Genomic DNA, 8,755 nt, shown 5'->3' on the forward strand with positions numbered 1-8,755 from the left:
CATGGCCTGCGATGACAACAAACCGAAGATCGGCATCGGCCTGATCGGCTCGGGGTTCATGGGGCGCTGCCATGCCAATGCCTTCGGTGCGGTCTCCGGCCTGTTCGACCTGCCGGCGCGCCCGGTCAAATCGGTTCTGGCCGACGCGACGGACGAGATCGCCGCGGCCGGGGCCCGGGCGCTCGGCTTCGCGCGGGCGACCGCGGACTGGCGATCGCTGGTCGCGGACGACGCGGTGCGCGTGGTCGCGATCACGGCCCCCAACGTGCTGCACGAACCGATGGCGCTGGAGGCCATCGCGGCCGGGAAGGCCGTTTACTGCGAAAAGCCGCTGTCGACCACCGCGGCCTCGGCGCTGAAGATGACCGAGGCCGCCGAGGCCGCCGGCGTGGTGACGTCGGTCGGGTTTAACTTCCTGCGCAATCCGATGATCCGGCTGGCCAGGGACATCGTTTCTTCGGGCGAGATCGGCGAGGTGACGGGATTTCGGGGCCGTCACGCGGAAAACTACATGGCCGATCCTCGCACGCCCCATTCGTTCCGCACCGATCCCCAGGGCGGCGGGGCGCTGGCCGATATCGGGAGCCACATCATCTCTATGGCGCGCCACCTCTTGGGGCCGATCGCCGAGGTGAGCGCCGATTGCAGGACGATTCACTCCGAGCGGCCGGTCTCCGCCAACAGCGCGGACCGAAAACCGGTCGCGGTGGACGACATGACCCATGCGCTGCTGCGCTTCGCGAGCGGGATCTCGGGCAGCATCGAGGCGAACTGGGCAGCCAGCGGGCGGACCATGGACCTGTCCTTCGAGATCACCGGCAGCCGCGGCGCCGTCGCCTTTTCCCAGGAGCGCATGAACGAGTTGCTGGTCTATTCGGGTTCCGGCGCGCGGGCCGGGTACAGACGGATCGAGGCGGGCCCCTCCCACCCACCTTACGGTCGCTTCTGTCCCGCGCCTGGGCATCACCTTGGCTTCAACGACCTCAAGGTTATCGAAGTCGCGGAGCTGATCCATGCCATCATGGAAAACGGGCGCTGCATGCCCGATTTCCGTGAAGCATGGGAGGTCCAGCGCACGGTCGAGGCAATGCAAACATCCTCCTCAACCCGCGAATGGGTCTCTGTCTGAAGGACCGGGTCCTGACCGCGATATCAAAGAAGCTAGATCACAGCACCTTTCTTTCAGGCGCTGCCATTCCCTGGATGTTGATTGCGCAAGCGCGCTCAAAGCTGACAGTTGCAGGGAATCGACCGAATGCCCGCGAAGTAGCGGGAAGCACCTCTCAGTGCCGCGAAGACGAAAGTGCTCGAAGTCCGCTTTTGCGTCATCTGCCAGCGATCGTCCGACTCACGCTTCGAGCTCAAGACAGGGATAGGAAGTGCTTCGCGGCAGCCCTCGAACACCACGTCTCTTTTTGGCTGTTTGCTCGGTTCGGAGTTTTCGGAGCCTATGCGGCTTCAGTTCTGCAAATCCTGCGGCGGTGCATCGAGCCCAGCCGCCACCATCGTGGCCCAAAAGCGCTTTGCAGTTTCCGGGTTCCGGTAAGGAAAGATCGTGCGGAATGCGTCAATGTCAAAATCGGGCTTTAGCCTGTAGAGCGATGCATGCGCGGCTTGAGCCGCCTCGCCATCGCCGAGGGCCAAGTGACAAGCCGCGAGATAGGCGTATGTGTAGAACGGTGGATTCCGCATTCTCAGGAATGCATCCCGGGCCTCTGAAAACCGACCCAGAGTGTGCAGGCATCTGCCCTGCATGCCCCAATACCAGTTAGGGTGATACGGGTTGAGGCGCATGCCTTCGCGAATACGCTGCAAGCCCTCCTCGGGGCGATCGTCATACATCAAGAAACGCCCGTATTCCGTGAGAAGCAGATCGTCATTTGGGTTCACCGCAAGACCCGCCTCGAAATGGTGGGCCGCGCGATCGAAGTCACGTTCCAGCATGCGTGCCACCCCGAGAACGCAATGCGCACGCGGCTCTCGCGGGTCCAATGCGACAGCGCGTTCCCCGAGCGGAATCAGTTCGGCCATGTTGCCTTCAATCTGGAAATACCACTGCCGATAAAGGCGGGTCAGTGCCAGCAAGGCCCATCCACGCGCATTCTGCGGCGCGACCTCGGTGGCGTGGCCAAAACACTCCAGCGCCTTATCGAACTCTGAAAGCTCCGGAATGTTCATGTGCCGCAGCCCGCGCGAGATTAGAGCGAACCCCTCGAGACGATCCCGCGGAAACTCAAGGGCGGCGTTCGCTTCTGTCTCGACAATCCGTCCGACGGCGGCGCCGGTTACGCTGCGTGCGATCTCGGCCTGGATCTCGAAGATATCCTCGATGTCCCGATCGTAGCGCTCTGCCCACAATTCGCGTTGATCGCTGCATCGGACCAGATGCGCTGTTACCCGCAACCGGTCATTTGCGAGCCGAACGGATCCGCCCAAAAGGAAACGGACGCCGAGCCGTTCGCCGATTTCTTCGGGCGTATCTTCTTCTTCGCTGAAACGGAAAGATGACTGTCGCGCGACCACCAGCAGATCTGGGTTGCGCGAGAGTTCGACGATCACGTCCTCGGCAATGCCGTCGCCGAAGAAGCCTGCTTCCGCATCCTTGCTGAGCGTGCGAAAGGGAAGCACGGCGATCGACGGGCGGCCGGGCGCACGGGGAAGTTCCGGCGTGCCACGAAGGCTCGCTTGCGGCGCCATTCCCGGCCCGGAGGCCTTGGACTGTCCCCCGGATCGCGCCCGCCTCACCTCTCGGACAAGTTCCATGGTCGGAGGTTCAGGTTGCACGCCAAGTTCTTCGTCAAGAAGGCTGCGCAGGCGATCGAACTGTTTGAGAGCCGCATCGAAGCGCCGCTGCTTGGCGTAGACCCGGATAAGACGTCGGTGCACGTGTTCCTGAAGCGGATCTTCGGAGAGTAGCTTCTGGGCCGTCGCCACGGCCCCTTCGGTATCGCCGGCCTCGAAGAGTGCATCCGTCAGCCGAAGCAATACAGACATGTATTGGGACCGTATGGTTCCGCGCTCTGCCTCGACCCACTGGTCGAACGCAGCCGTCACGGCTGGCAGACCCTCCAAGAATGCCCCCGAATGAAGCTCAGTTGCGCGTGTCAGGGCATCGACGTCTTCCGCATGGCGAGCGGTGCGCATGAAGAGGTCCGCATCAATCACGATGCGCTCATCGTCGATGCGGATGCCAGCATTGCTTGCCTCGACGACATCCGCCACCGGGCCCATGCTTTTCCTGAGAGATGACAGCGCCGTGCGGAGGCTGGCGCGGGCCTGCTCTTCCTCACTGTCCGACCAGAGCATGGCTGTAAGGGTTTCTCTCGGCACCGAAACGCCGGGCCGGCGCGCAAGGTATGCCAGCATGGCCTGTGCCTTGCGTGGCATCGGCTTGTCCCCGGAGCCCGGACCTTCGATGGCAAACGGCCCGAGAAGGCGCAGCGTCAAAGCGTTGTCAGAGCGTAAATCCACTTTTGACGGCTTCCTCGCGCTTGGTGCGCCATCGGCTTCACGCACGCAGCGTAGCGTAATTTCATCGAAACCACCAAGCCCAGGGAGAAAAGCCATGTTCGACATCAATCCTCAGACGCACCGCCATTACCTCTCCGATATCGACCGCCAATTTCAGCCGCGGATGTTTGAGCATGGGAAAATGAGCCTGCGCGATCGTTTCGGCCTTTTCCAAACGGGCGCCGGCATTGCCGTTCTTGCTGTCGCGTCCTTCGTGCTTGGCGGCCTCGCAGGTGGAACCCTGCTTTGATACGCTGCAACCTGATGCTTTCAGACCGCGATCGCCGTTACGACGAAGTAAGATTTGGACGTAGGTAAACGAGCAGGGGCTCCCTCGACAGAAAATCCGTTTGAAACGGTTGAGGATCAGGGTCAGCCGGGTCTGCCGAGCTGGCGTTCCCGCCTGGCGCAGCAAACGGCCTGGTCCCGTCCAAAATGGCGGGGAACCGGTGAAAACCGCGGCGGGCCTGACTGCTATTTGGCCGTCCGACAGTAGAGGTCGAGCCGATGCGCGCCGATCTCGTAGCCATGCTCCGCGGCGACGCGCGCCAGGATTTGCTCGGCGTCGGGGTGGTGATGCGCTTCGACACGGACGCGGATGATCACTTGCCGCGGCTTCGTGATCCGCAAGTTCACCTTCCGGAGAAGGGCGTTGCCCGAGCTGGTGTCAAAACCAGTCGCCATGATCGGACGCTTAGCCAAACACCACTCCGGCTTCAATGTTTTTGCGAACGACTCGCAAGTGCATTGACGTTGCGAATGCCTCGCACTATCACTCTGCTGGCACGGGGCCGGTTGCGCCCCGATCATGACAGGGGTGATCTCCGATGAACCTGACAAAGCGAAGCCTCGCGTTTGTCGCTCTGGCTTTCGCCATGGCGATGCCCACCGGTTGGGCGGCTGCGCAGGAAAAGCTGACCGTTGTCGCCACAACCGGAATGATCGCCGACTCCGCCCGGAACGTCGGCGGTGATCTGGTCGAGGTCCAGGCGTTGATGGGGCCGGGGGTTGATCCGCATGCCTACCGCCAGACGCGCACCGATATCACCGCGACGGTGAAAGCCGATCTGGTGCTCTGGAACGGCCTCTATCTCGAGGCGCAGATGGAGGAGTTCCTGCTCGATCTCGGTCAGGAGCAGCCGGTCGTGCCGGTGGCCGAGGCTGTGCCGGAGAACCTGCTGATCGGGTCGGAAGACTACGATGGCAAGTTCGACCCGCACCTTTGGATGAACCCCAATCTATGGTCTCGCGTGGTTCTCAACATCCGTGACGCGATGATCGACGTGTATCCGGAAGGTGAAGCAACCTTTACCGCGAATGCCGAGGCATACCTGGATAGACTTCGTGAACTGGCAACCTACACGACAGAGGTTCTCGCGTCGGTGCCGGCCGAAAGCCGCATTCTTCTGACGTCCCATGACGCTTTCAATTACTTCGGGAACGCCTACGGGTTCGAGGTCGTCGGCATCCAGGGCATCTCCACCGAGTCCGAGGCCGGCCTCCAGCGCATAGCGGAACTGGTCGATATGCTGATCGCGCGCGATGTCCGCGCGGTCTTCGTCGAGACGTCCGTGAGCGATCGCAACATCCGCGCACTGGCCGAAGGGGCGCGGGCGGAGGAGCACGAGGTCGTCATTGGCGGAGAGCTCTACTCCGACGCGATGGGCGAGCCCGGCACCTACGAGGGGACCTATATCGGCATGATCGACTCCAACGCCACGACCATTGCCGCCGCGCTCGGCGGTGAGACCCCCGAGAAGGGCATGCAGGGCCTTCTGAACTGACGGAAAACGGAATGACACGCGCACAGAAGCCCACCATCGCCGCCGAAAACGGTCGCGCCACGGACCCGGCCGCCATCCCGTCCGAAGCGGCGCTCGCGACGCGCGGGCTGACCGTCTCCTACGGAGAGAAACCCGCGGTCTTCTCCGTAGATGCGACCTTCCCGGCCGGGGCGATGTCGGCGATCATAGGCCCGAACGGGGCCGGCAAATCCACCTTGCTCAAGGCCGCACTTGGCGTGATCCCGCGGCTTTCCGGGGAGGTCTATGTTTTCGGCAAACCTGTCGAGGCCGCCCGCGATCGCATCGCCTACGTGCCGCAGCGCGCGAGCGTTGACTGGGACTTCCCGACAACGGTCATGGATGTCGTCCAGATGGGCCTCTACCGAAAAGTGGGTCTCCTGGGACGGCTGTCGGGCAAAATGGAGGAGACGGCGCGCGATTGCCTCGACCGCGTCGGCATGGCCGATTTCGCCCACCGGCAGATCGGCCAGCTTTCCGGCGGGCAGCAGCAACGGGTCTTCCTGGCCCGTGCGCTCGCGCAGGATGCCGATCTCTACCTCCTCGACGAACCCTTCGGCGGTGTCGACGCCGCAACCGAGCGCGCGATCATCGGCGTGCTGAAGCTTCTGAAGGCCGAGGGCAAGTCGGTCGTCGCGGTGCATCACGACCTCTCGACGGTGCGCGACTATTTCGACCACGTGTTTCTGATCAACGTCCGGCGCATCGCCGAAGGCCCCGTCCGAGCGGCCTTCACCCCCGAGAATCTGCACGCGACCTATGGCGGGCGGCTCGCGGCCACCCACCTTGACGAGCTTGCTGTCACGGGCGGGGCGCAGTGACCGCGTTCATCGACGCGCTTCTGCTGCAGGCCGGCTACAACGCCGCATTGGTGGCCATCGGCGCCGGGCTTCTGGGATTTGCCGCCGGGGCGTCGGGGACGTTCCTGTTCCTGCGCAAGCGGGCACTTGTGTCCGACGCGGTGGCACATGCCACGCTGCCGGGCGTCGGGCTTGCCTTCATCGTCATGGTGGCCCTCGGCGGCGACGGGCGGAACCTCGCGGGGCTTATGCTCGGGTCGGCCGTGACGGCATGGATCGGGCTCTTGATCATCGAGTGGATGGCGCGGCGCACCCGGCTGGCGGAGGATGCGGCCATCGGCGCGGTGCTGGGCGTCTTCTTCGGTATTGGGATCGTGCTGCTGACGGTGGTGCAGACCATGAGCGCGGGCCGGCAGGCCGGGCTCGAGAGTTTTCTCCTGGGATCCACGGCAGGGATGCTGTTCCAGGATGCGGTGGTGATCGCCGTCGGCGGCTCGATCGCGGTCTTCGCAACATGGCTGATGCGGCGGCCCATGACGCTCGTGGCCTTCAACAGCGAATATGCCGCCGCAATGGGCTACGACGTGCGCCGCATCGACCTGCTCATGATGGGCCTTGTGCTGGCCATCACCGTGATCGGGCTGAAGCTGGTCGGCCTGATCCTGATCGTCGCGATGCTGATCATTCCGCCGGTCGCCGCGCGGTTCTGGACCGAACGCGCCCACCGGGTGATCTGGATTTCCGGCGGTATCGGCGGGGCGGCGGCCTATATCGGTGCTGCGTTTTCGGCCTCCGCCCCGGCGCTGCCGACCGGGCCGATCATCGTATTGGTCGCCGCGGCGATCTTCGTGGCCTCGCTTCTTTTTGCCCCTGTCCGGGGCGTGCTCGCCGCGATGCTGCGTCATCGCCGTTTCCAGGCCCGGGTGCACCGGCGCCAGGGGCTCTTGTCGCTTGCCGCGGGTCACCCGATCCGCGAAACGTACACGCTGCGTCTGCTGGAACGCGAAGGACTGGTGCGCCCGGATGGCGTGCCCACGGATACGGGGCGTGCCAAGGCGGCAAGGGTCGCCCGTGACGAACGGCGCTGGGACGTGGCGCGCGAGATCCACCAGGATACGGGAATGACTGGCCGCTATGACGGGCTGACGCCGATCGAAGAGGTCTTCACCGCCGACGAGATCGCCGAGTTCGACCGCCGCCTCGGCCCGCCGACGACCGTGGAAGGGGCATGATGGGCACAGAGTTCGTGCAGTTCTCGCTGACGCCGATCCTGATCGGAATCTTCGCCTCCATCGCCTGCGCGATGCCGGGCAACTTCCTGATCTTGCGGCGCCAGGCGCTGATCGGAGATGCGATCAGCCACGTCGTGCTGCCCGGTATCGTGGTCGCCTTCCTCGTGACCGGCGTCATTTCCGCGATCCCGATGCTGCTGGGGGCCGCCGGTGCGGCGGTCGTCGCCGTGATCCTGATCGAAGCGATCAAGCGGCTGGGCAACATCGAGCCCGGTGCGGCGATGGGCGTGGTCTTCACGGCCATGTTCGCAGCCGGCGTGCTGGTGCTGGAACAGACCGATACGAGCGACGTCCATATCGACGTTCAGCACGCGTTGATGGGCAATCTGGAAACGCTCGTATGGTTCCGCGCCGAGGGCTGGCACTCGCTGCTCGATCCGGCCAAGCTTGCCTCGCTGCCCGACGAACTGCCGCGCATGGCCTCCGTCTGTGCGGCGATCGTCCTGGCCATGCTGGTCTTCTGGCGCTGGCTCAAGATCTCAACCTTCGACGAAGGTTTCGCCCAGGCGCTTGGCATCCCCTCCTCGGCGGTGGGCTTCGGGCTCGTTATCGCCGCCGCCGCCGCCGCCGTAGCAGCCTTCGACGCGGTGGGCTCGATCGTGGTCATTGCGATGTTCATTTGCCCGCCCGCCGCCGCACGCTTGATGACCAATCGCCTGGAGCACCAGGTCTGGTGGTCGGTCGCGTTCGCCACCCTGTCCGCGGTCCTCGGCTACGTCTTCGCGGGCTACGGCCCGCTCTGGTTCGGCGCCGCGAACGCGGTCAGCGCCGCCGGCATGATCGCCGCCGTCTCGGGCGTGATCCTCGGGCTGGCCTGCCTCTATGGCCCGCACCGGAGCCGCGAGGGCGTGGGGCGCGGGGACTTCACCTGAACGGGCCCGGGAACGGCCCGCCGGAAGGCGGGGGCGGCAAGGGTATCCCCGGCCCAGATGCCGATATCGCAGCTGGGGCGGCCTGACGGGATGCGCCATGTGCCGGGCGCGGGGAGGCATCGCCAAGCTCGCGCCTGCCTCCGCTGCCATCGCGATGTTTCGTGACCGCGCCGCGCCGCACAGATCGTCAGCCATCTGGCCAGAACGGGTCGCATGTGGCAGCGTAGCGACCTGGCGCAAGGGGGGACCGACATGACAAGCCACGCAGAAAGCGCCGCACCCCGGCTCGAAGACCTGGACATGACACGGCGCCTCGGCAGGACCGGATACGAGGCGAAGCTCGGCAGGCTTCAGAAGAAACTGATGCGGATCCAGCAGGCGTATCTGTTTTCCGGCCGGTCGGCCGTGATCGTGTTCGAGGGCTGGGACGCGTCCGGAAAGGGCGGCACGATCCGTCGGATTTCCGCGGCCCTCGACCC

Annotated in this window: 8 protein-coding genes and 1 pseudogene; 7 read left to right on the forward strand and 2 right to left on the reverse strand. The window is 64.5% G+C overall.

The genetic code is table 11. From position 1 onward, the window contains the following. Window position 1 precedes the first annotated feature (1 nt). Window positions 2-1,129, forward strand: a complete 1,128-nt coding sequence (locus ACQ5SP_RS05250) for a Gfo/Idh/MocA family protein (RefSeq protein WP_430937151.1) — start codon at window positions 2-4, stop codon at window positions 1,127-1,129. 329 nt (window positions 1,130-1,458) lie between these two features. Here the strand turns inward: ACQ5SP_RS05250 and ACQ5SP_RS05255 are convergent, their stop codons facing one another. Next, window positions 1,459-3,567 carry a BTAD domain-containing putative transcriptional regulator gene (locus tag ACQ5SP_RS05255; RefSeq protein ID WP_430937153.1) on the reverse strand — a complete coding sequence of 703 codons (2,109 nt, stop codon included), beginning with the start codon at window positions 3,565-3,567 and terminating at the stop codon, window positions 1,459-1,461. Here ACQ5SP_RS05255 and ACQ5SP_RS05260 point away from each other — a divergent pair. Continuing rightward, on the forward strand, window positions 3,566-3,760 hold the full coding sequence (locus tag ACQ5SP_RS05260) for a hypothetical protein (RefSeq protein ID WP_430937155.1): 195 nt from the start codon (window positions 3,566-3,568) through the stop codon (window positions 3,758-3,760). The genes ACQ5SP_RS05255 and ACQ5SP_RS05260 overlap by 2 nt on opposite strands. 224 nt (window positions 3,761-3,984) lie before the next feature. Here ACQ5SP_RS05260 and ACQ5SP_RS05265 read toward each other — a convergent pair whose 3' ends face one another. Further along, window positions 3,985-4,146, reverse strand: coding sequence for a hypothetical protein (locus tag ACQ5SP_RS05265; RefSeq protein ID WP_430937157.1), 162 nt, complete (start codon window positions 4,144-4,146; stop codon window positions 3,985-3,987). Between the two features lie 191 nt (window positions 4,147-4,337). On the opposite strand from ACQ5SP_RS05265, the gene ACQ5SP_RS05270 reads away from it, so the two are divergent. The 5 genes and pseudogenes from ACQ5SP_RS05270 to ACQ5SP_RS05290 all read left to right on the forward strand — a co-directional run. Continuing rightward, a complete protein-coding gene (locus tag ACQ5SP_RS05270) occupies window positions 4,338-5,294 on the forward strand; it encodes a metal ABC transporter solute-binding protein, Zn/Mn family (RefSeq protein ID WP_430937159.1) in 957 nt (318 codons plus the stop codon). Window positions 5,295-5,305: 11 nt separating this feature from the next. Further along, window positions 5,306-6,133, forward strand: a complete 828-nt coding sequence (locus ACQ5SP_RS05275; RefSeq protein WP_430937161.1) for a metal ABC transporter ATP-binding protein — start codon at window positions 5,306-5,308, stop codon at window positions 6,131-6,133. Then, window positions 6,130-7,344, forward strand: coding sequence for a metal ABC transporter permease (locus tag ACQ5SP_RS05280; protein ID WP_430937163.1), 1,215 nt, complete (start codon window positions 6,130-6,132; stop codon window positions 7,342-7,344). The genes ACQ5SP_RS05275 and ACQ5SP_RS05280 overlap by 4 nt, the downstream gene beginning before the upstream one ends. Then, on the forward strand, window positions 7,341-8,276 hold the full coding sequence (locus ACQ5SP_RS05285) for a metal ABC transporter permease (RefSeq protein ID WP_430937165.1): 936 nt from the start codon (window positions 7,341-7,343) through the stop codon (window positions 8,274-8,276). The genes ACQ5SP_RS05280 and ACQ5SP_RS05285 overlap by 4 nt, the downstream gene beginning before the upstream one ends. A gap of 252 nt (window positions 8,277-8,528) precedes the next feature. Further along, window positions 8,529-8,755: pseudogene (locus ACQ5SP_RS05290) on the forward strand (hypothetical protein); the annotation flags it as partial.

Origin of the sequence: Rhodovulum sp. YNF3179, assembly GCF_050586465.1 — a bacterium.
In the GTDB taxonomy this organism is placed as follows: domain Bacteria; phylum Pseudomonadota; class Alphaproteobacteria; order Rhodobacterales; family Rhodobacteraceae; genus CAJXYS01.